Origin of the sequence: Flavobacterium akiainvivens (genome assembly GCF_001278115.1) — a bacterium.
GTDB classification, from domain to species: domain Bacteria; phylum Bacteroidota; class Bacteroidia; order Flavobacteriales; family Flavobacteriaceae; genus Flavobacterium; species Flavobacterium akiainvivens.
Genome location: NZ_LIYD01000005.1, coordinates 2,683,613 through 2,705,598, shown reverse-complemented (window position 1 = coordinate 2,705,598; position 21,986 = coordinate 2,683,613). Strand labels below are relative to the sequence as shown.

Annotated in this window: 22 protein-coding genes; 6 read left to right on the top strand and 16 right to left on the bottom strand. The window is 45.4% G+C overall.

Translation table 11 applies throughout. The features are described from left to right. Positions 1–374 precede the first annotated feature (374 nt). From AM279_RS12235 to AM279_RS12175, 13 genes are all read right to left on the bottom strand, one after another. Positions 375–1,844 (bottom strand): family 43 glycosylhydrolase, encoded by a 1,470-nt coding sequence (locus AM279_RS12235; RefSeq protein ID WP_143090435.1) that lies wholly within the window; start codon positions 1,842–1,844, stop codon positions 375–377. 498 nt (positions 1,845–2,342) lie between these two features. Next, positions 2,343–3,167 (bottom strand): translation elongation factor Ts, encoded by an 825-nt coding sequence (gene tsf, locus AM279_RS12230; RefSeq protein ID WP_054410310.1) that lies wholly within the window; start codon positions 3,165–3,167, stop codon positions 2,343–2,345. Positions 3,168–3,277: 110 nt separating this feature from the next. After that, positions 3,278–4,060 carry a 30S ribosomal protein S2 gene (gene rpsB / locus AM279_RS12225; RefSeq protein ID WP_054408325.1) on the bottom strand — a complete coding sequence of 261 codons (783 nt, stop codon included), beginning with the start codon at positions 4,058–4,060 and terminating at the stop codon, positions 3,278–3,280. 167 nt (positions 4,061–4,227) lie between these two features. After that, positions 4,228–4,614 carry a 30S ribosomal protein S9 gene (gene rpsI, locus AM279_RS12220; RefSeq protein WP_054408324.1) on the bottom strand — a complete coding sequence of 129 codons (387 nt, stop codon included), beginning with the start codon at positions 4,612–4,614 and terminating at the stop codon, positions 4,228–4,230. Position 4,615: 1 nt separating this feature from the next. Further along, positions 4,616–5,071 (bottom strand): 50S ribosomal protein L13, encoded by a 456-nt coding sequence (gene rplM / locus AM279_RS12215; protein ID WP_054408323.1) that lies wholly within the window; start codon positions 5,069–5,071, stop codon positions 4,616–4,618. 180 nt (positions 5,072–5,251) lie between these two features. After that, positions 5,252–5,869, bottom strand: coding sequence for a YiiX/YebB-like N1pC/P60 family cysteine hydrolase (locus tag AM279_RS12210; RefSeq protein ID WP_054408322.1), 618 nt, complete (start codon positions 5,867–5,869; stop codon positions 5,252–5,254). A 1-nt stretch (position 5,870) separates the two neighbouring features. After that, positions 5,871–6,467, bottom strand: a complete 597-nt coding sequence (locus AM279_RS12205) for a hypothetical protein (RefSeq protein WP_054408319.1) — start codon at positions 6,465–6,467, stop codon at positions 5,871–5,873. 2 nt (positions 6,468–6,469) lie between these two features. Continuing rightward, the gene (locus AM279_RS12200) at positions 6,470–7,045 is read right to left on the bottom strand and encodes a hypothetical protein (RefSeq protein ID WP_054408317.1); all 576 of its coding nucleotides are present in this window, start codon (positions 7,043–7,045) and stop codon (positions 6,470–6,472) included. Positions 7,046–7,048: 3 nt separating this feature from the next. Continuing rightward, positions 7,049–7,684, bottom strand: a complete 636-nt coding sequence (locus AM279_RS12195) for a hypothetical protein (protein ID WP_054408315.1) — start codon at positions 7,682–7,684, stop codon at positions 7,049–7,051. Continuing rightward, positions 7,662–8,357 (bottom strand): tRNA pseudouridine(55) synthase TruB, encoded by a 696-nt coding sequence (truB, locus tag AM279_RS12190; protein WP_054408313.1) that lies wholly within the window; start codon positions 8,355–8,357, stop codon positions 7,662–7,664. The genes AM279_RS12195 and truB overlap by 23 nt, the downstream gene beginning before the upstream one ends. A 9-nt stretch (positions 8,358–8,366) precedes the next feature. Next, positions 8,367–9,179 carry an undecaprenyl-diphosphate phosphatase gene (locus AM279_RS12185; RefSeq protein ID WP_054408312.1) on the bottom strand — a complete coding sequence of 271 codons (813 nt, stop codon included), beginning with the start codon at positions 9,177–9,179 and terminating at the stop codon, positions 8,367–8,369. Continuing rightward, complete coding sequence (locus tag AM279_RS12180) at positions 9,180–9,485, bottom strand: DUF3098 domain-containing protein (RefSeq protein ID WP_082344220.1); 306 nt, start codon at positions 9,483–9,485, stop codon at positions 9,180–9,182. Positions 9,486–9,604: 119 nt separating this feature from the next. Further along, on the bottom strand, positions 9,605–10,477 hold the full coding sequence (locus AM279_RS12175) for a cell division protein FtsX (protein ID WP_054410308.1): 873 nt from the start codon (positions 10,475–10,477) through the stop codon (positions 9,605–9,607). 186 nt (positions 10,478–10,663) lie between these two features. On the opposite strand from AM279_RS12175, the gene AM279_RS12170 reads away from it, so the two are divergent. From AM279_RS12170 to AM279_RS12160, 3 genes are all read left to right on the top strand, one after another. Next, positions 10,664–13,741, top strand: coding sequence for a leucine--tRNA ligase (locus tag AM279_RS12170; RefSeq protein WP_054408310.1), 3,078 nt, complete (start codon positions 10,664–10,666; stop codon positions 13,739–13,741). Between the two features lie 223 nt (positions 13,742–13,964). Further along, positions 13,965–14,669 carry a zinc metallopeptidase gene (locus AM279_RS12165; protein ID WP_054408309.1) on the top strand — a complete coding sequence of 235 codons (705 nt, stop codon included), beginning with the start codon at positions 13,965–13,967 and terminating at the stop codon, positions 14,667–14,669. 188 nt (positions 14,670–14,857) lie between these two features. Continuing rightward, positions 14,858–15,298, top strand: a complete 441-nt coding sequence (locus AM279_RS12160) for a lipocalin-like domain-containing protein (protein WP_054408308.1) — start codon at positions 14,858–14,860, stop codon at positions 15,296–15,298. A 30-nt stretch (positions 15,299–15,328) separates the two neighbouring features. Here AM279_RS12160 and AM279_RS12155 read toward each other — a convergent pair whose 3' ends face one another. Beyond that, the gene (locus tag AM279_RS12155) at positions 15,329–16,489 is read right to left on the bottom strand and encodes a sensor histidine kinase (RefSeq protein WP_054408307.1); all 1,161 of its coding nucleotides are present in this window, start codon (positions 16,487–16,489) and stop codon (positions 15,329–15,331) included. A gap of 147 nt (positions 16,490–16,636) precedes the next feature. Here AM279_RS12155 and AM279_RS12150 point away from each other — a divergent pair, with 147 nt between their 5' ends. Beyond that, positions 16,637–17,512: a flavin reductase family protein gene (locus AM279_RS12150; protein WP_054408306.1), complete on the top strand. Its 876-nt coding sequence runs from the start codon at positions 16,637–16,639 to the stop codon at positions 17,510–17,512. Between the two features lie 69 nt (positions 17,513–17,581). After that, positions 17,582–18,148, top strand: coding sequence for a DUF3127 domain-containing protein (locus AM279_RS12145; protein WP_054408305.1), 567 nt, complete (start codon positions 17,582–17,584; stop codon positions 18,146–18,148). Positions 18,149–18,474: 326 nt separating this feature from the next. Here AM279_RS12145 and AM279_RS12140 read toward each other — a convergent pair whose 3' ends face one another. Next, the gene (locus AM279_RS12140; RefSeq protein ID WP_054408304.1) at positions 18,475–19,668 is read right to left on the bottom strand and encodes an MFS transporter; all 1,194 of its coding nucleotides are present in this window, start codon (positions 19,666–19,668) and stop codon (positions 18,475–18,477) included. 306 nt (positions 19,669–19,974) lie between these two features. Then, the gene (locus AM279_RS12135) at positions 19,975–20,820 is read right to left on the bottom strand and encodes an alpha/beta fold hydrolase (RefSeq protein ID WP_143090434.1); all 846 of its coding nucleotides are present in this window, start codon (positions 20,818–20,820) and stop codon (positions 19,975–19,977) included. A gap of 380 nt (positions 20,821–21,200) precedes the next feature. Here AM279_RS12135 and AM279_RS12130 point away from each other — a divergent pair, with 380 nt between their 5' ends. Further along, positions 21,201–21,740, top strand: coding sequence for a heavy-metal-associated domain-containing protein (locus AM279_RS12130; RefSeq protein WP_054408303.1), 540 nt, complete (start codon positions 21,201–21,203; stop codon positions 21,738–21,740). Positions 21,741–21,986: the final 246 nt, after the last annotated feature.

Sequence of the window (21,986 nt, the reverse complement as noted above, 5' to 3'; positions counted from 1 at the left end):
ACTTCTTAGTAGTATACTTCACTATATACTAATTGTGCTGTCTGTAGTCTATTTTATATATTATTTCTTTTTTGATTCATGGGCTGGTGCTATAGCAATTTATTTTGTTTTGGCTGCTTTGCTCAATATTATTGTGATGTCTATTGTTAAGAAATATAAACTTGAGGATAGTGTATCACTTAAAATTCAATGGATCTCAGTAAGTAGCTGGATTCTTTTAATATTGTTGTTCTTTGTAATTTCAACAGCTATTTGAAAAGGACAATGGTTTTAATAGCTGAAAAGCAGGAACAAACATATTATAGATTATCAAACCCCAAACAGCCGCACCATTCCTGATGCGGCTGTTCTTTTCACTCCAAAAATAAAACAAATTATGGTGCTTCAAAACGCCATTGTTGCGGGTTGGCGCCGTTCCAGCTCCAGGCACGCACATCTGCGCCCGGGGTTTGGCTGCCGTTTTCTATATCCAGCACGTTGTTGCCCGCCTTGGTCATAATGCGGTAGTAGCCGCTGCCCACGGCTTCAATCTTAAACTGCTGGCAGTCGTTAGTAAACTGGTCCCACACCTGTATGTTGCCGCCGCGCTCTATGGTGCAGGCATCTAGGTCGAGCGACTTGTGGGTGGGCTGCTCGCTTATAATTTTGTAAAAGCCATTGCCCTGATAGGTAACGTTCCATACCTGCCCGGGGCAGGTGGTGCGGGTCCAGGTGCGCACATCGGCATTGCCCGTGGCACAGCCCGCAATATCAAGGTACAGCCCCTGGCCGCTTGTGGTGTTTACGCGCGAACGTATGGCGTAGTTTCCGTTAGGTATGGGGTTTGGCGTAATGCACGCCGTGCCGCCCGGCGAGAGCACCGTGCCCGATGTGGTAATGTTTACCGGCATTATGTTGCCCGAACCGTCAAAAAACATACGGTCTATGGCCACCTGGCGCTCGTGTATGTTAGTGCTGGTGCGCCTGTGGTAAATAAAGTAATACTCATCTGTACACCCCGGCTTGCGGATAACCGCATTGTGCCCCGGCCCTTTTATGCTGCCTATGGGCGATGTAATGCGGCCCTTGTTTGTCCACGGGCCCATAGGGTTAGACGAGATGGCGTATTCTACATGGTAATCATCGCTGCTAAAGTCGTTAACCGAATACATAAGGTAGTAGGTGCTGTTGCGCTTAATAACATAGGGCGCCTCAAAGTAGTTAGAGGGCTTGTTGTGCCCCAGCGCGCCGGTAAACGAAATCATATCGGCATTAAGGCGCTGTATGTTAAGGGTGGTGTTGCCCCAGTAGAGCCATGCCTGGCCGTCGGTATCCATAAACACCATGGGGTCTATAGGGTCGGGGCCTACGCCTGCTGCCAGTGCGCTGCCTTTATCAACAAACGGCCCTATGGGGCTTGAGCCTACCGCTACGCCCACTTTCTTCTCGGCGGTATAGTAGAAGTAGTAATTGCCGTTCCGGGCTATTACAGAGGGTGCCCAGCCGTCTTTGCTGGCCCAGCTTACGTTAGCCAGGTCGAGTATAATACCCTCATCTACCCAGTTGGAAAGATCGGTAGACGAATAGGCGTGAAACTGGCTGGCATTGGGCCCTGTGGCGGTGGGGTAAATGTAGTACTTGCCGTTGGCGTAGAGAATGTCGGGGTCGGCCGTAAACAGCGGGAGGATGGGGTTGCCGCTCATGAGGTCTAAAGCGGGGTACTTGAGGGGGATTTCGGCGGATAGTTCTGTTGCCGACTCCTGTTCGCCCATAACGGCGGCTTCTTCATCGCAGGCGGTTAGGCCAAAAGCCAGCACAGCCAGACAGGCAAGCCATTTTGATGCCTTTGTAAATCTGTTTTTCATGAAATTTAAGGTTTTAGTTATTAAATAGTTAGTGGTTTGTGGCGGGGTATAGTGGCCCGCCACCGGTTTGATTTAACAACTAAGTTATGGGGCAGGGGGTACTGCCCGGTTGCCGATTTATGTCAAAATGTATGCGTTTCGTTTCAGAATTACAACGTTTTCGTAAAAGCGAAATGTTTGGACTATTTTTGAGACGAAGAAGATGGGGGGATTTTTCGATTGTTCGATTTTTGGATGGTTCGACAACCGACGTCGTATTGAATTTGATTATTCGAAAATTGAATAGATAAAAGTCAAAAGTCGAAGGTCAAAAGTCATGAAGTCGCGCAACGGACTTTACAACTTTTGACTTTTGACTTTCAAACTGAATATCGAACTCCGAAAGTGAAGAATTTGCGTTAAAATTATCTTAAAACGTAAGAAATTACGCAATTTGAAACCAACAAAAAACCCGGACTTTTCAGCCCGGGTTTTGTATATAAAAATGGTTTGTGCTAATTAAGCAAGCGCAACCCTTTTAAAGCCTGTTACTACAAGGCCACCATCAACCGACTTAACATACTCGCTAACGCTAAGTTTGTTGTCTTTGATATAGTCCTGGTTTACAAGGGTATTGTCTTTAAAGAAACGGCCAAGTTTACCTTTAGCAATGTTTTCAAGCATAGCTTCAGGCTTGCCTTCCTGACGTAGTACGTCTTTAGCAATCTCGATTTCTTTTGCAATAGTCTCAGCATCAACACCTTCCTCGTTAAGGGCAAGTGGAGCCATAGCAGCAGCCTGCATAGCAACGTTGCGTGCAGCTTCCTCGCCGCCTTCTACATTAGCAGAAAGGCTTACAAGTGTAGCGATACGGTTACCTGCGTGGATGTATGAACCAACAAATGCACCTTCAAGTTTCTCGAAAGCACCGATTTCAATTTTCTCACCAATAACACCGGTTTGTTCTGTAAGTTTCTCACCTACAGTGATTTCGCCGTAAGGTTTTGCAAGAAGCTCTTCAAGAGAAGCGCTTTCAAGGGCAAGGGCAGCAAAATCATTAGCAAGCTTAACGAAAGTTTCGTTTTTAGCAACAAAGTCAGTTTCGCAGTTAAGCGATATAACCACACCGGCAGTTTTATCAGCGTTAACTACTGCAATAACAGCACCTTCGGTAGATTCGCGGTCAGCGCGGTTAGCAGCAACTTTTTGTCCTTTTTTACGTAGTATTTCGATAGCCTTGTCAAAATCGCCTTCAGCCTCAACAAGTGCCTTTTTGCAGTCCATCATACCTGCACCGGTAATCTGGCGTAGTTTATTTACGTCTGCAGCAGTAATATTTGCCATTTCAGTTATTTTTAATTTGTTGTTTTTTAAATAAATAAAGCCGTTTAGCTTTAAGATAATGCCACAAAAGTAAACATCACCCCGCAAAACGGCTTTACTGTAATGTTATCTTATTCTTCAGATGAAGTTTCAGTTGCTTCAACAGCTACAGCTTCTGTATCGGTATCAGCAGCCGGAAGGTCTGCAAGGTCTTCTTTATCAGATTTCCTGTCAGCAAGGCCCTCAACAACAGCACCAGTTACAAGAGATAAGATTTTTTCTATTGATTTAGAAGCGTCATCATTTGCAGGTATTACAAAATCAACCTCACGTGGGTCAGAGTTTGTATCTACCATTGCGAAAACCGGAATGTTTAATTTTTGCGCTTCTTTTACTGCGATGTGTTCAGCCTTAATATCTACTACGAACAGAGCGGCAGGAAGCCTTGTCATATCGGCAATAGAACCAAGGTTTTTCTCAAGCTTGGCACGTAGACGATCTACCTGTAGACGCTCTTTTTTAGAAAGGGTGTCAAATGTACCGTCTTTCTTCATTTTATCAATAGAAGCCATTTTCTTAACGGCTTTACGGATAGTAACAAAGTTTGTAAGCATACCACCAGGCCACCTTTCGGTGATGTATGGCATATTGGCTGCCGCTGCTTTTTCAGCAACGATATCCTTAGCTTGTTTTTTAGTGGCTACAAAAAGGATTTTGCGGCCTGATGCAGCGATTTTCTTAAGGGCTTCGTTAGCCTCTTCAATCTTAGCTGCAGTTTTATACAGGTTGATAATGTGTATACCATTACGCTCCATGTATATATAAGGGGCCATGTTAGGGTCCCATTTCCTGGTCATGTGTCCAAAGTGAACACCGGCTTCCAGTAATTCTTTTACATCTACTTTATTTGCCATTTTTGTAATAGTTTACGTTCTGTTGAGTAAGCAATGTTCAGGTGGCTTTTGCAAGGCCCTGCCCATTTAGATGCTAAACTAACCCCTCACCTCAGTGGGGCAACAACAACTTTTGGTTTTTTAAATTTTTAATCAAATCCCTTATAAAACAAAGGGCATGCTGAATATTAACGTTTAGAGAACTGGAATCTCTTACGGGCTTTCTTCTGGCCAAATTTCTTACGCTCAACCATACGAGGGTCCCTTGTTAATAGTCCTTCAGGCTTAAGTATTAGTCTGTTTTCAGCATCAACTTCACACATAGCGCGTGCAATTGCCATCCTTACAGCTTCAGCCTGACCTGTAATACCACCACCGTATACGTTTACTTTTACGTCAAAGTTTTCAACTGTGTTAGTCATGCTAAGTGGCTGACGTACTTTGTACTGTAGTGTAGCGGTTGGAAAGTATACCTCAAGGTCTTTTTTGTTAACCGTGATTTTACCAGAACCTTCGGTTAGGTAAATACGGGCAACAGCAGTTTTTCTCCTGCCAATTTTGTGGATTGTCGCCATCTTACTTTAGGTCGTTTAAGTTAACGGTTTTAGGAGTCTGAGCCGCGTGTTTGTGGTCAGCACCTACATATACATTCAGGTTACGGAATAGCTGAGCGCCAAGTTTGTTCTTAGGCAGCATTCCTTTTACAGCTTTCTCAACAAGGATAGCAGGGTTCTTAGCCTGTACGTTCCTTGCAGTAAGCGTCCTTTGTCCTCCAGGGTAGCCAGTGTGACGGATGTACGTCTTGTCGTCCAGCTTGTTACCTGTAAGGTTGATCTTTTCTGCGTTGATAACAATTACGTTATCGCCACAGTCAACGTGCGGGGTATAATTAGTTTTGTATTTGCCCCTTAAAAGCATCGCAACTTTTGAAGCAAAACGGCCCAGATTATGCCCTTCAGCATCAACTACGATCCACTCTTTCTGAGCAGTGGCCTTGTTAGCTGAAACTGTTTTGTAGCTTAATGTGTTCACAATAAATTATTTTAATTAAACATTCCATCCCCAATAAAGGGAGCGCAAAATTACAATTATTTATGTGAAATACAAACGTGTAGTAAAAATATTCTTTGAATAGGGTTTCTTTGGTGATTTGTTAATGCGGTGATTTGGTTTTGAATACGTAACAATGAACAATAAACCATGAACCATGAACTATTCAACACTCCCCAAAATCTCTATTTTATCGCTTTTAGAAATCCCGCCGGGGTTGCAGCCGGGCAGCCCTTCGGGTATGGTTTTGCCAATCTTTTTATAGTAATCTACCCATGCCGGGAAAAACGCATTTGTGCCGGGCTGCTTGTAGGTCATGGGTTCGAGGGTAAAGAACGGCCTGCCGCCATTGGCAAACATAAAAGCGTCATAAATCAACTCGGAACAGTAGTATTTGCCGTTATTATACACATATTCATCATCATACGGAACACCCATTTGCATCATGCTAAACGATATGGCCTGCGGAATAAGGCTGTTGTATTCTGCTTGCAACCGGGCAACCAGCATAGGTTTAGTGGTGTTCTTTTTAAATTTTTCGAAAGTGGTAAGGCGCACGGCACTACCGGCGGCTTCTATTATATATAAGGTGTCGTTACGGTGGTACACCATGCCCATATGGCTGTAATCGGTGCCATTATAGCCTTCGGTAACGGCTTCAATGGCATCGCACAGCGGGCCGCAGTCCATATCCTGAAATATGAGGTCGCCGTCTTTTAACTCAATGTTTTGGGCAAAAGCGGTGGTTAAGCCCAGTAAAAATATAATTATAACTTTCATCTTAGCGGAATACAAAAACTGACACCCCCAAATTGATGCTTGCCATTGTGGGGGCATCTTTCCACGGGTAGCCGTAGTTGTTTAGTTCGGCAAAGATACCCAATATATCCATGCAATAGCCTAAGCGGAATTTTTGGTACGTGCCGCTTAAATCGCCGTGGCCTATGGTAAATGCGTGTCCGTAGCCATATTGCAGCAGTATGCTGTTTTCGTTGTTAATATTAATATTGAGTAGTGCACTGGCATAAACGGGTACGGAAAAAAGCCCTGCATCTATATGCCAGTCAAAACCGGTATTGGCTGTAAGTGTAAAGTTTTGGTTAATGTGCCAGCCCATACCGCCGTGTGCGCTGAGGCCATCAGGCAGGTAGCGGGTAATGCTGTTGCGTGATGAGTTATTGGTGTCGCCATACTGTGGGTTTAGCCGTAGTGGAGTGGATAGTGTAAACTGGTTAAAGCCTTCAAAATCATCCCAAAAACTGCTCTTTTTAAAGTTAACGGGTTTGTTGATATTGTCGTTCTTTATAATATATGCCGTCCTGTTCTGGGCAAAAGTGCCAAAGCTTATAAATAACAATAACAGGGCGGTATGTTTCATGTTTAAAATGCCAGTATGGAAAGGCCAACAGTAAATGCGCCTGTTTGCCGGATGTCTTTTAGCTCATAGCCAAACAGGCTTGCATCGGCAAATATCAGCCAATTATCATTAAAATGTATGCCAATACGGTATTTTTGATAAGTGCCGTTAAGATTGCCGCGCCCCAATGCAAACGCGTGGCCAATACCCGCCTGGGCTAAAAAACTTGTTCCTTTATTAAAGTGCGGGTTGAGTGTAAGCAGGGCATATACCGGCACATTAACCAGCTTTGGGTTTACCCTCCAGTCAATGCCTGTGTTGGCACTAATGCCTATCCATTTTTTTAAGTGAAGTCCATAACCGGCGTGCAGGCTTAATCCATCTGGGATAAAAAAGTCTTCGTCGTCTCCGCTAACATCGGTTTCGCCCCGCCTGGAGTTCAGGTTGAATGATACGCCCAGTGCCAGCTGGTAAAATCCGGGTCCGCTTTTTTCGGCCTTTTGAGGTGATGCATCTGCCGGAAGGTACATAATGCTGTCGTTTTGGGAAGATGCTTTAAGTCCGAAAAACAATACTATGAGCAGGGTGAAGCTGCGCATGGCCTAAAACATATCGGTTAACGATACTCCTATACTTATGCTACCTGCGGGGTTCATGTCATACAGGTTAAAGCCATATCGGTTTACTTCAAGGTAAAAGCCGGTTTCGCTGTTAAAGTCAAGCCCCACACGGTATTTTTGGTAAGTGCCGCTTAAATCGCCGCGGCCCAGGGCAAAGGTATGCCCTACGCCTGCCTGTAAATAAACATTGGTGCTTTCCCATATTTTAGGGCTTAAGAAAAGCGCACCGTACACGGGTGTGCTTACCAGCTTGCCCGTTGCCAGCCAGTCTATGCCCACGTTGGCGCTTATGCCTATCCACTTATGGTAATGTACGCCCAGGCCAAAGTGCGCGCTAACGCCATCGGGCCAAACGTAGTCTAATGCCGAATAGTTGCGCTCGCCGGCATCCATAGTGCCGTTGCCGTTATCGTCGGTATATGAATAATACTCATCACGATACGGGTTGGAGCGTAGCGGTACCGAGAGGGTAAACTGCCCGAAATAGTGCTTTTCGCCTTCGGGTTCCGCGTCTTCATTGGTGGTTTTAAAAACCGTTTCGGGTTTTTTGATTTGAGCGCTGGCGCTAAAGCCATATAAAAGTATGGCGAGGAGGCTAAGGAGTAATGTTTTCTTCAAAATCGGTAGGTGATATGCCGTTTATAACGGAAAACTCCCCAATTTTAGTACGCCTCAGGGCGGATAAATGCGCACCGCTGTTAAGGGCAATGCCAAAATCATAGGCCAGTGAGCGAATGTAAGTACCCTTACTGCATACCACCCTGAAATCTACTTCAGGCAGGGCAATGCGGGTAATTTCAAATTCGTGTATGGTGGTTTTGCGTGCGGCAATTTCTACTTCTTCGCCTTTACGGGCGTGTTCATACAGGCGTTTTCCATCTTTTTTAATGGCTGAAAACACGGGCGGTTTCTGGTCAATTTCGCCCAAAAACTGTTTTGTGGTTTCCTGTATAAGTTCCTCGGTAATATGCTCTGTTGGGAAGGTAGCATTAACCTCTGTCTCAAGGTCGTAAGAAGGGGTGGTAGCTCCCAGGTGAAACGTGCCGGTGTATTCCTTCTCCATTCCCTGAAGCTCAGGTATGCGCTTGGTAAACTTACCGGTGCAAACAATCAGGAGTCCGGTTGCTAATGGGTCGAGCGTACCGGCATGGCCTACCTTTATTTTCTTGAGGCCCAGGTGTTTCTTGAGGCTCCATTTTACCTTGTTCACAGCCTGAAACGAGCTCCAGGTTAGGGGTTTATCCAGCAGGATAACCTGCCCTTCGGTAAAATCTTCTGCGGTTAATGACAAATCCCTGTACTATTTAAATTTTATAAAATATACCAGTAGTGCAGCACCGGCAATAATGCGGTAGTAGCCCCATGGCTTAAAGCCGTATTTTTTGATAACGCCTATAAAACCTTTTATGGCAATAATGGCTACTATAAAGGCAATCACGTTACCGGCAATAAACATTTTAAGGTTGTCGCCTATAGTAAGCAGTTCATAGCCTTTAACTTCGCCGCCGTTGTAGTCGTATTTTTTTAATAGTATAGAGTAAACCGTTACGGCAAGCATGGTAGGTACTGCCAGGAAGAATGAAAACTCAGCGGCGGCCTGGCGTGTAAGCTTTTGCTGCATACCGCCTATAATAGAGGCTGCTGCACGGCTGGTGCCCGGCATCATGGCAAGGCATTGCCAAAAGCCTATGGTTATGGCTTTTTTAATGGTAATGTCTTCTTCGGTGGTAACTTCAGGGTTTTTAAAGAAGCCGTCTATAAAAATAAGCACTATACCACCTACTATCAACACAATAGCAATAGGAATAGGGTCGCCCAGTGCGGCATCAATATAATCATCAAAAAGCTTTCCTAAAACAAGCGCCGGTATAACCGCAAGCGCCAGTTTAACGTAAAAGCCTATGCGGCTAAAGTCAAAAAATTTCTTCCAGTACAGGGCTACAACAGCCAGTATGGCGCCAAATTGTATGGCGGTCTGGAACAGTTTTACAAACGGGTCGTTTTCAATGCCGTAGTATGAGCTTGCAAAGATCATGTGGGCGGTAGAGGAAATGGGCAGGTATTCGGTTAGCCCTTCAATAATGGCAAGGATAATGGCCTGTATAAAATCCATTTATTTCTTTTTGGTGGGTTGAGTTTTTATAGGTTGGTCTTCCGGAAATGTCTCTCCGGCAGTTTCAGTTTTGTTTGGGTTTTTAAGTATGGCATAAATGGTAATGCCAAAGCCTGCCAGCACAAGAGCCGGTGCCAGGCGAATCCTCTGGAAGTTGAAAATGGCATCGTTCCAAACGTTAGGGTCGTCGCTGCCGCCGCCGGCCATAAGTATAAAGCCCAGTGCTATAACGCCTATGCCTATAAGTAAAAATTTGTAGTTTACCTTTTCAAAAAGGAACTCGCTTTTTAAATTATTGTTTGACATTTTTTGTTTCAGGTTTCAGGTTTAAAGTTTCAGGTTGCTCCTCAAACTCTAAACGGTGTCTATTATCTTTCGTCTGTTATCTCCTGTCGAATAATCTAAAAATCCAACAATCGAATAATCTAATATAAATCGTCTGTCCTTAAATTAAGGAAACGCTGTGTGGCGAAGAATGTGCTTATGGCGGCTATCAGTATGCCAAAACCCAGTACACCGCCCAATACAATAGCGGTTTTTTGCCAGTCTTCCCAAATATTTAATACCGGGAATTCGCCGTCTACCCAATACACCAGGTACATCAGTACACCTATGCTAAGTATAGCGCCTATAAGCCCCAGCTTAATGCCTTTCCATACATACGGGCGGCGAATGAACGATTTTGTGGCGCCCACCATCTGCATGGTTTTAATGGTAAAACGGTGTGAGTATATGCTTAGCCTTAATGCGCTGTTTATAAGCAGCATGGCTACCACGGCAAGCACACCGCTAACTATAAGTATCCAGTAGCTTATTTTAGCAATGTTTTCGTTAGCCAGTTCTACCAGCTCGCGTTCATATACCACATCGCCCACGCTAAGGTCTTCGCGCAGTTGTAGTTCAATTTCCTTAATGCTGTCTTTCTGCACATAATCGCTCTTCAGGTAAATGCTGTACGAGTCGGGCAGGGGGTTGGCATCCAGCACGCCGTCATACCCTTCCATAATGTCGGGGTTATTTTTAGCACCTTCTTCTTTGCTTACAAACTCATAGCTTTTTACAAACTTAGAATTTTTAAGCCTGGTGCCAAAGGCAGTGGTAATGCTGTCGTTAGCATCGCTTTTAAAATACACGCTCATGGGTATCTGCTCCTTTACGTACCCCGAAATTTTATCGGTATTGATAACAAAAAGGCCCAGTGCGCCCAGCAGCGTAAGTACAATAAAAATACACAGTACCACAGAGAAATATGATGATATTACCCTGCGCCTCTGGAATTTTTCAAAAGATGATGCCATAGGTTTTTGGAATTTAGGCGTAAAAATAAATAAACTATTTCTATCGGCATAGTTTATAACGCGCAAACTTTCTACATTCGTGTAATAACTGTAAATTTGTGCTTTTTAAGCTACTTAGCCACTTAGCTACTTAGCTGCTTAGCCTTCGGGCTTTCAACTTTATGACTTTCAACTTTTAGACTAAGTATGCGCTACAACCACAACGACATTGAAGCCCGCTGGCAAAAATACTGGGCAGAAGAAGGCACGTTCCGTGCAGAAGATATATCAGATAAACCCAAGTACTACGTGCTGGATATGTTTCCTTACCCAAGCGGTGCGGGGCTGCATGTGGGCCACCCGTTGGGCTATATAGCCAGCGATATTTATGCCCGTTACAAGCGCCACCAGGGCTTTAACGTACTGCACCCGCAGGGGTATGACAGCTTTGGCCTTCCGGCAGAGCAGTATGCCATACAAACCGGGCAGCACCCCGCCATTACTACCGAAGCCAATATAAACCGCTACCGCGAACAGCTGGATAAAATAGGCTTCTCGTTTGACTGGGACAGGGAAGTGCGCACCAGTAACCCCGAATATTATAAGTGGACACAGTGGATTTTTATCCAATTGTTCAACTCATGGTACAATAAAGATACCGATAAGGCCGAGGACATCAGCACGCTTGTTGCGAAGTTTGAAGCCAACGGAAACATGGGTATTAACGCCGTGAGCGATGATAACATTGCAGTGTTCTCTGCAGCCGACTGGAACAGCTACAGCCCCGAAGCCAAAGCGCTTATATTGCTAAAATACCGCCTTACTTACCTTGCGGAAACCGAGGTAAACTGGTGCCCGGCATTGGGTACGGTACTGGCTAACGACGAAATTGTAAACGGCGTTAGCGAGCGTGGCGGCCACCCGGTTATCCGTAAAAAAATGACCCAGTGGAGCATGCGCATTTCAGCCTATGCCGAGCGTTTCCTTACCGGGCTTGAAACCATAGACTGGACCGAATCACTTAAGGAAAGCCAGCGTAACTGGATAGGTAAATCAGTAGGTGCATCGGTTAAATTCCGTGTGATGAGTAGTGAGGAAGCCCAGGACGACCTTAACGAAGGTTCGGGCTTTGGTGCTTTCATTCAGGATGTTACCGGCGGCTTTGACGATGCCCCTCAAAACGAAGATTATATAGAGGTGTTTACCACCCGCCCCGATACTATTTTTGGTGTTACGTTCATGACACTTGCGCCTGAGCATGAGCTTGTGGCGAAGATTACCACACCTACGCAAAAACCACTTGTAGATGCCTATGTTGAGGCTACTGCCAAGCGTAGTGAGCGCGAGCGTATGGCCGATGTAAAGACCATTTCAGGAGTATTTACCGGTGCATATGCCGAACACCCGTTTACAAAGGAACCCATCCCGGTTTGGATAGGCGACTACGTGCTTGCCGGTTATGGTACAGGCGCCGTTATGGCCGTACCTGCGGGTGACCAGCGCGATTTTGACTTCGCAAGGCATTTTGGCATCGAAATCAAAAATATTTTTGATGATGTAGATATTACAGAGCAGGCTTACGGCAGCAAAGACGGCGTAACCCTTATCAACTCTGACTTTTTGAATGGCGACAATTATAAAGAAGCCACTAAAAATGCAATCGAGGCGCTTGAAGGCATAGGCCAGGGTAAAGGCAAAACCAACTACCGCCTGCGCGATGCGGTGTTCAGCCGCCAGAGGTACTGGGGCGAGCCGTTCCCGGTGTATTATGTAAACGGGCTTCCGCAGATGATTGCGACTGAGCATTTGCCGGTACGCCTGCCGGATGTGGAAAAATACCTGCCTACCGAAGACGGCCAGCCGCCGCTTGGTAACTCAGCCGAATGGGCTTGGGATACCAAACAAAACAAGGTGGTAGCCAACAGCCTGATTGACGAAGTTTCGGTTTTCCCGCTGGAACTGAACACCATGCCGGGTTGGGCCGGTAGCTCGTGGTACTGGCTACGCTACATGGACCCGCATAACAACGACGAATTCATAAGCAAAAAAGCCGAAGCCTACTGGCAAAACGTTGACCTGTACATTGGCGGCAGCGAGCACGCCACAGGCCACCTGCTGTACAGCCGTTTCTGGAATAAATTCCTGAAAGATTTGGGCTACATCAACCAGGAAGAACCGTTTAAGAAGCTTATCAATCAGGGGATGATATTGGGTACGAGTGCTTTTATGTATTTGCTGCAGCAACATACGATGGTTCAAGATGAAAATGAACTTGTTAAATCTTTGACTTCCAATGTAGCTAAGAAAAACTATGTTCTATCAAAGAATACTTACAATGATTTAATTAAGGGTGTATATAATCCAATAATTGAGAGCGTTAAAGAAGAAATACTAAACAAGTTTCGCAATGCAGGTATTAATAGTATAACTTGGTTTAATGCTGAACCGGTAGCGATACCTATCCATGTAGATGTTTCTTTTGTAAATTCTTCAGATGAATTGGATATTGAAGGTCTTAAGAACCATCCATTGTATTCTGATTATAAAGATGCCGTTTTCTTGACAGAGGATGGAGAAAAGTTTATTGTAGGCCGCGAGGTCGAAAAAATGTCCAAATCAAAGTACAACGTGGTAACGCCCGATGATATCTGCGAGCAGTACGGTGCCGATACCCTGCGTTTGTATGAAATGTTCCTTGGGCCATTAGAACAGGCCAAACCGTGGAACACTGCCGGTATTACGGGTGTATCGGGCTTCCTTAAAAAGCTGTGGAAACTGTATTTTGACGATAATGGCCTGATTGTAAACGCCAACCCGGCAAGCCCCGAGGCCTATAAAATACTGCACAAAACCATCAAGAAAGTGCAGGAAGATATCGAGAACTTCTCGTTCAACACCTCGGTAAGCTCGTTTATGATTGCGGTTAATGAGCTAACGGCCATCAACTGCCGAGAGCGTGTAATACTTGAACCGCTTGCCATACTGGTATCGCCTTATGCGCCGCACATAGCCGAAGAGCTGTGGAAGCAACTGGGCCACCAGGGCAGCATAAGCCGTGTGCCGTTCCCAATCTTTAAGCCGGAATATCTGGTAGAAAGCAGCAAGGAATACCCGGTGTCGTTTAACGGCAAAACCCGCTTTAAGCTGGAGTTCCCGCTGGATATGCCGGTGGCTGACATAGAGGCAGCCGTACTGGCCGACCCACGTACCACCGAATACCTTAACGGCAACGCCCCTAAGAAGATTATCGTGGTGCCGGGAAGGATTATCAACGTAGTAGCATAATGCTGTCTGCTACGGTTTTGTCATTCTGAGCGCAGCGCAGCGTAGTCGAAGAATCTCTAAAAAAGATTGCTTCCCCGTTCCTCCCGGCAATGACAACCGAAATCTTAAAAAGGTGTTAACGCACTGACATAATTTCATTTAACAAGCCAGTCTGCAAAGATTGGCTTTTCTTTTGCAGTATGTTTTACGTCTAATTAATAACTTGTAACTAAAAATTAAAACTATGTATTTAGGATATTATATACTCATGGGTATTATTGCCCTTGTAAGCTTTGCGGTAAGCGCCAGGCTGAAGAGCAAATTTGAACATTACAGTAAAATTCACCTGCGTAATGGCATGAGCGGTGCCGAAATTGCCACTAAAATGCTGCACGACAACGGCATTTATGATGTGCAGGTAATAAGCACCCCCGGCCGTTTGACCGACCATTACAACCCGCAGGATAAAACCGTTAACCTTAGCGAGGCGGTATACAACCAGCGCAATGCCGCTGCGGCTGCCGTAGCAGCGCACGAGGTGGGCCACGCCGTGCAGCACGCCACGGCCTACAGTATGCTGCAGTTTAGGAGTGCTATGGTGCCTGTGGTAAATATTGGTTCAGGCCTTGCCCCGTGGGTTATTATAATAGGTATACTAATGATGGCTGCGGCCAAAATGGGCGTGGGCTTTTATGTAGCTATTGCCGGTTTGGCGCTTATGGCTGTGGTAACGCTGTTTAGCTTTATTACCCTTCCGGTAGAATATGATGCCAGTAACCGTGCCCTGGCGTGGCTTAAAAATAAAAATATGGTAACCCAGCAGGAGTATGAAGGTGCCGAAGACTCGCTTAAATGGGCTGCGCGTACCTACGTGGTGGCTGCAATAGGTGCACTTGCCACGCTGGTTTACTGGGGTCTACTGGTATTTGGCGGTAGGTCGAGGGATTAAAATGTGTATTTTAAAAATTTGAATATAAAGAAGTTAAAGCCGAAATATTGTGTTTCGGCTTTTTTGTTTTTGGCAGAGATTATGTAGTAAAAAGCGTCTGAAATATTCAATTATTTTTTGTTAAAATAATTTTTTATCTTCAATAAAAGTGTTTATTATTGCGCTAAATCAACAATTAAACCTTTTCTATGAAGAAATTTTTAGGCTTAGGCCTCCTCGCAATTGCTTTTGTATCATGTTCTGATGATGACGCTGCTGCAACATCTACCGTTGACGCGGGCCATCTTGCTAAAAAATGGTATTTCCATTCGTATTTTGTTAACGGCAATGAGATTCCGTATACCGAACCGGAATGTGCAGACAGCTATCTTGAATTTAAATCAGACAATACTACTGTTGCCTATGAAGTATTTAGCTGTGATGGTACAACTCCTGTAGCCACAACAGATTATGGTACTTATAGTGTTAATGGTAATCAGCTTACTTCTGATTTTTATGACGATGGTGAAGGAAATAATGTAGTAACCATTACAGAGCTGACAGAAACTACCTTTAAAGTTACTTATGTAGATCATCATGATGATGAGTCGTTTACTTATATAGAAGTTCTTAAAAGTACTCCACAATAAAAAAACGGGAAGCAGCTGCTTCCCGTTTTTTTATGCCCTTTTATAGCTCGCCTGCATGGTAGTGCCTTTTCCTATTTCAGATGAAAGCACCTTAATGCGGCCCTTGTGGTATTCTTCCACTATGCGGCGTGTAAGCGAAAGGCCCAGTCCCCAGCCGCGTTTCTTGGTAGTAAATCCGGGCTCAAACACCTTTTTAAACTGTGTTTTGGGTATGCCCTTGCCGGTATCGGTAACCTTGATTTTCACAAACTTATCACGTTCTTCAATGGCCACCTGAAGGCTGCCTTTTCCACGCATGGCATCAATGGCATTCTTAACCAGGTTTTCAATGGTCCAGCTGTGTAGCTCGGGGTTAAGGTGCACATTAACAGGGTGGTCTGGCGCGGTAAATGTAAAGTTAACCTGGCTGCTAAAGCGCGATTTTAGGTATTGGAACGACTTTTCGGTCTCGGCCACAATATCGCGTTCTTCCAGTACAGGTTCGCTGCCTATCTTGCTAAAGCGCTCGGCAATGGTTTGTAGGCGCATCACGTCTTTTTCTACCTCGCTAACGGTGGTTTCGTCTACATTATCAACCCGCATAATCTCTATCCATCCTAATAACGATGACAGCGGTGTGCCTATCTGGTGGGCGGTTTCCTTAGCCATACCGGCCCACAGGCGGTTTTGCGCTCCGGCCTTAGTAGCACGGTAAAAGTTGTATACTACCGCGCCAAATAATATTATGATAAGTCCAAGTGCTAATGGGTAGTATTTCAGTATGTTAAGTAGTGTGGAGTTGCCGTAATACAAGTACTGTTTGTTGCCTGGAACATTTATTGTTATGGGTGTATTGGTGGCTTTAAAAGATTCAATTAGCCTATATGCAGCTACAGAGTCTTTTACAACATCATCAACCAATATACTTTCGTCAATATTGCGTGAATTCTTTATTTTTCCCTTGCTGTCAGTAAGAATAATGGGTATAGTGTTGTTATTCTCAGTAATGTTATTAAGGGTTTCAAGTGTCTTATCTTCTTCAGGGCTTGATATGGCTTCGGTTGCACTTGCCCACAAGTCCATCTTTGCGTGCTCTTCATCCTTAAAAATCTGGAACAAATAGTAGGTGTTCCAAACAATAAATAGTACCAGAAAGAACGATACAGCTATTATAACCCAGCGGGTTACCGTTCTTTTATCAGAAATTTGCATATACGGTTATTTGTGCCTTAAAGATAGTAAATCTGCGTGAAGTAAGGTGTACCTGTTATAACGCAGCAAACTCCGGTTTATTTTATTAACATCGCACCACGGCATTGGCAGAAAGAATATCTTTGCTGAACCAAACCCTGCAAATTAATGCTTTCAATAGACCCAAAAGAGCTTACCACGCCCAAGCTGCACGGCTACCTGCAAAGTGCCGTGGCCCCCAGGCCAATAGCCCTTGCAAGCACGCTCGATAAAGAGGGCAGGCCCAACCTGTCGCCCTTTAGTTTCTTTAATATATTCAGTACCAACCCGCCCATACTTATTTTTTCGCCGTCGCGAAGGGTTAGGGACAACACTGTAAAGCACACCCTGCTTAATGTGGAAGACAACCGCGAGGTGGTTATAAACGTGGTAAACCACGCTATGGTAGAGCAAACATCGCTTAGCAGTACAGAGTATGCTGCCGGGGTTAATGAGTTTGAAAAGGCCGGTTTTACCATGCTGCATTCAGATATTGTAAAGCCGCTGCGTGTTAAGGAGGCCCCGGTTCAGTTTGAATGCCGTGTAAACCAGGTTATTGCATTGGGTACAGAAGGCGGCGCCGGAAACCTGGTGCTGTGCGAAGTGCTTAAAATGCACATTGATGAAAGCATCCTGGATGAAAACGGCACTATAGACCAGTACAAGATAGACCTGGTATCGCGCCTTGGCGGAAACTGGTACAGCCGCAGCCGCGATGGCCTGTTTGAAGTAGAGAAACCGCTGACTACCTTGGGGATAGGTGTAGATGCCATACCGGCATTTATTAAAGAAAGCCCCGTTTTTAGCGGTAATGATTTAGGCAAGCTTGGTAACACAGAAACCTTGCCTACCGATGAAGAAATTGATATATTTGTAAAAGGCAGCTTTGAGGCTAAAGCGCTATTAAGTGCTGATGATGAGGAGAAAAAGCTGCTGCGCGCCAAGGAATACCTTGACAATAACGATGTGGCAACGGCATGGAAATTGCTGCTTGCACAACAGTAAACCACGACCAAATTTTTTTATATAATAACGATAGCTGTCCTAAGAGGCAGAAAATTAAACATTTACACTATGGAAGTTACAGGAAGGATCAAGATGATTGACGAAACCAAAGCCTTTGGTGCCAACGGTTTCAGGAAAAGGGAGGTAGTAATTACTACCGATGAGCAGTACCCGCAGCATATTATGATTGAGTTTACACAGGATAAATGCGACCTGCTGAACAACTACCAGGTGGGCGAGCCTGTCAGGGTTTCTATTAACCTTAGGGGCCGCGAGTGGGTAACGCCACAGGGCGAAACCCGTTACTTTAACAGCATACAGGGCTGGAGGATAGAAAAAGGTGGCGAAAACGCTCCACAACAGGGCTACCAGCAGGGGTATGGCGCTCCACAGGGCTACCCACAACAGGGGTATGGCCAGCCACAAGGTGGGTACGGACAACCACAGCAGGGTTACGGTCAGCCACAACAAGGCTACGGACAGCCTCAGCAGGGGTATGGCCAACCGCAGCAAGGCTACGGACAGCCTGCACCACAACAGTTTAACCAGGCACCACAGCAGCCGGTACAACCGCGTGATGCTTTTGAGCCTGCCCAAAACTTTACCCAGGAAGAGCACGACGACCTGCCGTTCTAAAATTGCAAAAATCAAATAGCAAAATACAAAAATCCCGGTTCGAAAGTGCCGGGATTTTTTTACGGATTTCAACTAAAGTAAATTCTTACGTTTTAAGATGATTTTAACGCTAATTCTTCACTTTTGGAGTTCAATATTCAGTCTTAAAGCTAATGTCAAAAGTCGAAGGTCGCGCAACGGACTTTACAACTTTCGACCTTCGACTTTCGACTTTTCAAATTCACGATATATCGTGAATTTTACTTCTGCAGGTTATTTAACGTTTAACCCGTAGTCTGTAAGTTTCCAAAATAAAGAAGTAGGGGTAGGCCTCATAATTTTCGAGCTTAAATTTTCGAGTTCATAATTTTCGACTTCAGGCTGTAATAAAACATATAGATAAGGGCAAGCACCGTTACTATTGCCGAACCATACAGTACAGGTGCAATGTTTTCTATCACATCGTGGTAGTACCATCCGGCAAAAAGCGCGCCCAGGCCTATGCCTGCTTCAAGGGCAATATACATGGTGGCCATGGCCTTGCCGCGGTGTTCGGGGTGGCTCAGGTCTACCGTCCAGGCATTTAGCGCGGGCGACAGCACCCCTTGCGATAATCCGTAAACCGTAGCACCCACCATCAGCATTATAAAATTATTTGCAAAGCCTATCAGCGTGAATGATACCGCCAGCATTACCAGCCCAATTTTTATTACCCTGATGCGCCCGTAGCGGTCGCTGGCCTTGCCTGCCACAAACCGCACGAGTAAAGATGACAGCGTAAACACCATAAAAAACAGCCCCTTATTGGCAATGCCCAGGTAATCGGTCTTGTCGGGTATCAGGGTTAGCATGGCGCCATAGCCTATGTAAGACAGGAACACTACCAGCCCGGCAGATATAACCTCCGGGGCAATAATATCGGTACGTTTAATTTTAAGCAGGCGGGGGTGGAAACGCTGCCGTAGCTCCGGTTTCAGGGTTTCCTTCATGTTCATCAGGATGATGATGCTCAGCAGCGCAAATGCCGATGATATGTAAAACAGCACGTTGATGCTAAAATGCAGGGTAATGTAACTGCCAATGGCCGGGCCTATAGCCATACCGGTGCTAAAAGCCAGCCCGTGTATGCCCAGCGCCTCGCCCCAGCGTTCCTTTGGGGCAATGTCGGCCACATAAGCGGCGGTTGCCGTGGGCTTAAACCCGGTAGAGAAACCGTGTACCAGCCGCAGGAACAAAAAGCCCGCCACCCACGCCAGCACAGGGTATAAAAACCCGCACACAAAGCACACAATGCTGCCAAAGGCCATTACGGGCACACGGCCCACAGTATCGGTCAGCCTGCCGCTAAACGGGCGCGATATGCCCGCCGTTAAGGTAAACAGGGCTATAATAAGGCCTTTGTATTCGCTGCCGCCAAGCCCTTCAAGATACGAAGGCAACTCGGGTATCAGCATATTAAAACTGGCCGAGAATAGTAATGAACTAAGGCACAACAAGCCAAATTGCAGGTTGTATATAGGGTGTTTTTCTTCTGTTTGCATGGGGCTGCAAAGCTACGGATTTTTTGTAGAGACACATTGAATGTGTCTCACACATGAGTGGCTTAGCACCTTTCTTCAGGTGTCGTCATTGCGAACGTAGCGCAGCGGAGTGTGGCAATCTTTTTTATATTAATAGTTTACGATTAAAAATTAAGCTGATTTGAAGATTGCTTCGTCGTGCCTCCTCGCACACGAGGGCTTTGCCCGAACTGACGAAGTAATGACTGCATCTGAAAAAAGGACTATAAAAGAGCCTAACCTTGGCGCACCTTTGTACCTTCTTTGCGTGTCTTCGCGAAATAAAACCTACTCCTTCCCCAAAAACCCCTCAATAACCGGGGCTATAGCCTTAAAGTCCTCCACCAGCGCCACGTGGCCCTTGCCGGGCATAATGGCCAGCTGAGACTTGGGCAACCCCTCCATATCGGCAAAAATGCCACCGCCCAGCAGGCGATACATCTCAATGGTATGGTTCAGGTCAACCCCGTCGTTATCTCCGTTAAGCAGCAGGGTAGGGGCGGTTATTTTCTTTACATTATCAGTACCCAGGTCAAAGTTTTGGGTGTCAAACTGCATCATCTTTTTTACAAAGGCGTGCCAGTGTTTTTTGTCGGGGGCTACTTTTTCGTAGGCCGCTTTCATGGGGCTATCATCAAAAACCGTTTCGGTAAACCCTTTAAGGGCTTCGCGCACAGGGGCTGTCCACCCTGTGTATTTGTAGACCGATGACACTACAATAAGCCGGTTTACCACTTCGGGGTGTTTAATGGCAAGTTCTATGGCAATGCTGCCGCCAAAGCTGTAGCCCAGTACATCGGCCTTTTCTATGTTGAGGTGTTGCAGTGTTTTGGCAATATCATCGGCCATGGCCGTATAGCTAAAAGGGCGGTTGCTGTCTGCCGTATGGCCGTGGCCCTGCATTTCGAGGGCAATAACCTTGTGGTTTTTGGCAAGTTCCGGCAACAGGCCCTCCCAGCCGTCAATAGTCATATAAGAACCGTGTATGAGTACCAGGGGCTTGCCCTCACCGTGAATTTCATAGTACAGTTCCAGGCCGTTAACCGGGGCATAGCCCGTGGCCGATTGCGATTGTGCCGGTAATGTAAACAAAGCTAAGAGCATAAGCGGTAGTATTAAGTTGGGTGTTTTCATAAGGGTATTGGTTTACTGTAAAAGTACATTACGCCTTCACGGCGTATGCTGTGCAAACCTGACAACCACAGGGGCTGTTCAGGACAAAACCGCAAACAGACGTTAACTACACTTTTTAGCGTACGAATATTTTTTACCACAAAGGGAAACAAAGGCACAATCCCGATAAACCGGGTCACAAAGCCTCTAATTCATTAAAAACCAAATTTTAGTATTCTTTCTTTGTGGCCTTTGTGTCTTGGTGTTTAAAAATTATCCGAAACCCTGGTGGGCTTTGTGCGAATCTTCGTTAACTGTAATATTTTAACGTACATAAATGGCTACCAAAAGCGTTTTTACTTACATTTGTGGCACATAACAGTCTGTAAAACATTTTATATATGAACTTTGTTACCAAACTTTCGGTTGTAGCCCTTGCTGCCCTATCTTTTGCAAGCTGCAAAAACACAAATGCCGAGCCTGCCGGCGAAGGCACTAAAGCCGATACTACAGAAACTAAAACCACTGCTGCCAACCTTGAAACGGCATCGTTTAAAATAGACGGCATGATGTGCCCGCAAGGCTGTGCCGCTACCATCGAGAAAAAACTGGCCAAAATGGACGGTGTTGAAAAAGCCAAAGTTGACTTTGACAGCAAAACCGCTACTATAGAGTTTGACGCTACCAAACAAACTGTTGAAACCTTTGCACAAACCGTTGAAAAAATGGGCGAGTACAAAGTAAGCGACCTTAAATCAAGCGGCGATAAGGCCATGGTATACCAGCAGGAGCCTAGAAAGAAAGATACTAAAAAAACAACTACTTCTACCGCATCAACGTCAAAGAATAAAAAAGAGTCTAAGCCTGCAACCTGCTCAGGCCACGAAAAAGGCGGCAGCTGCTGCTCAGACAAAAAAGATACAAAAGGCGGCAAAATGTAATTTTTACGCTATTCAATATCAGGAAGCACTCCGGTTGGGGTGCTTTTTTATTTGGGAGCTACTGAGCCACTTAGCTTCTAAGCAAAGAACAAAATCTGTAATTGCTCATGTTTTCAATACTTTCTTCACGCCCCGTCATTGCGAGGAGGCACGACGAAGCAATCTTTTTGTCAGCCTGAACTTGTAGATTGCCACGCTCCGCAAGCTCCGCTCGCAATGACAGAGCCTGAAAAAGCACCCACCCCA

What these genes read in the sequence shown, in the direction of transcription:
- AM279_RS12235 (WP_143090435.1), bottom strand. Translation starts at nt 1,844, where the DNA reads ATGAAAAACAGATTTACAAAGGCATCAAAATGGCTTGCCTGTCTGGCT.
- tsf (WP_054410310.1), bottom strand. Translation starts at nt 3,167, where the DNA reads ATGGCAAATATTACTGCTGCAGACGTAAATAAACTACGCCAGATTACC.
- rpsB (WP_054408325.1), bottom strand. Translation starts at nt 4,060, where the DNA reads ATGGCAAATAAAGTAGATGTAAAAGAATTACTGGAAGCCGGTGTTCAC.
- rpsI (WP_054408324.1), bottom strand. Translation starts at nt 4,614, where the DNA reads ATGGCGACAATCCACAAAATTGGCAGGAGAAAAACTGCTGTTGCCCGT.
- AM279_RS12210 (WP_054408322.1), bottom strand. Translation starts at nt 5,869, where the DNA reads ATGAAAGTTATAATTATATTTTTACTGGGCTTAACCACCGCTTTTGCC.
- AM279_RS12205 (WP_054408319.1), bottom strand. Translation starts at nt 6,467, where the DNA reads ATGAAACATACCGCCCTGTTATTGTTATTTATAAGCTTTGGCACTTTT.
- AM279_RS12200 (WP_054408317.1), bottom strand. Translation starts at nt 7,045, where the DNA reads ATGCGCAGCTTCACCCTGCTCATAGTATTGTTTTTCGGACTTAAAGCA.
- AM279_RS12185 (WP_054408312.1), bottom strand. Translation starts at nt 9,179, where the DNA reads ATGGATTTTATACAGGCCATTATCCTTGCCATTATTGAAGGGCTAACC.
- AM279_RS12180 (WP_082344220.1), bottom strand. Translation starts at nt 9,485, where the DNA reads ATGTCAAACAATAATTTAAAAAGCGAGTTCCTTTTTGAAAAGGTAAAC.
- AM279_RS12175 (WP_054410308.1), bottom strand. Translation starts at nt 10,477, where the DNA reads ATGGCATCATCTTTTGAAAAATTCCAGAGGCGCAGGGTAATATCATCA.
- AM279_RS12170 (WP_054408310.1), top strand. Translation starts at nt 10,664, where the DNA reads ATGCGCTACAACCACAACGACATTGAAGCCCGCTGGCAAAAATACTGG.
- AM279_RS12165 (WP_054408309.1), top strand. Translation starts at nt 13,965, where the DNA reads ATGTATTTAGGATATTATATACTCATGGGTATTATTGCCCTTGTAAGC.
- AM279_RS12160 (WP_054408308.1), top strand. Translation starts at nt 14,858, where the DNA reads ATGAAGAAATTTTTAGGCTTAGGCCTCCTCGCAATTGCTTTTGTATCA.
- AM279_RS12155 (WP_054408307.1), bottom strand. Translation starts at nt 16,489, where the DNA reads ATGCAAATTTCTGATAAAAGAACGGTAACCCGCTGGGTTATAATAGCT.
- AM279_RS12150 (WP_054408306.1), top strand. Translation starts at nt 16,637, where the DNA reads ATGCTTTCAATAGACCCAAAAGAGCTTACCACGCCCAAGCTGCACGGC.
- AM279_RS12145 (WP_054408305.1), top strand. Translation starts at nt 17,582, where the DNA reads ATGGAAGTTACAGGAAGGATCAAGATGATTGACGAAACCAAAGCCTTT.
- AM279_RS12140 (WP_054408304.1), bottom strand. Translation starts at nt 19,668, where the DNA reads ATGCAAACAGAAGAAAAACACCCTATATACAACCTGCAATTTGGCTTG.
- AM279_RS12135 (WP_143090434.1), bottom strand. Translation starts at nt 20,820, where the DNA reads ATGAAAACACCCAACTTAATACTACCGCTTATGCTCTTAGCTTTGTTT.
- AM279_RS12130 (WP_054408303.1), top strand. Translation starts at nt 21,201, where the DNA reads ATGAACTTTGTTACCAAACTTTCGGTTGTAGCCCTTGCTGCCCTATCT.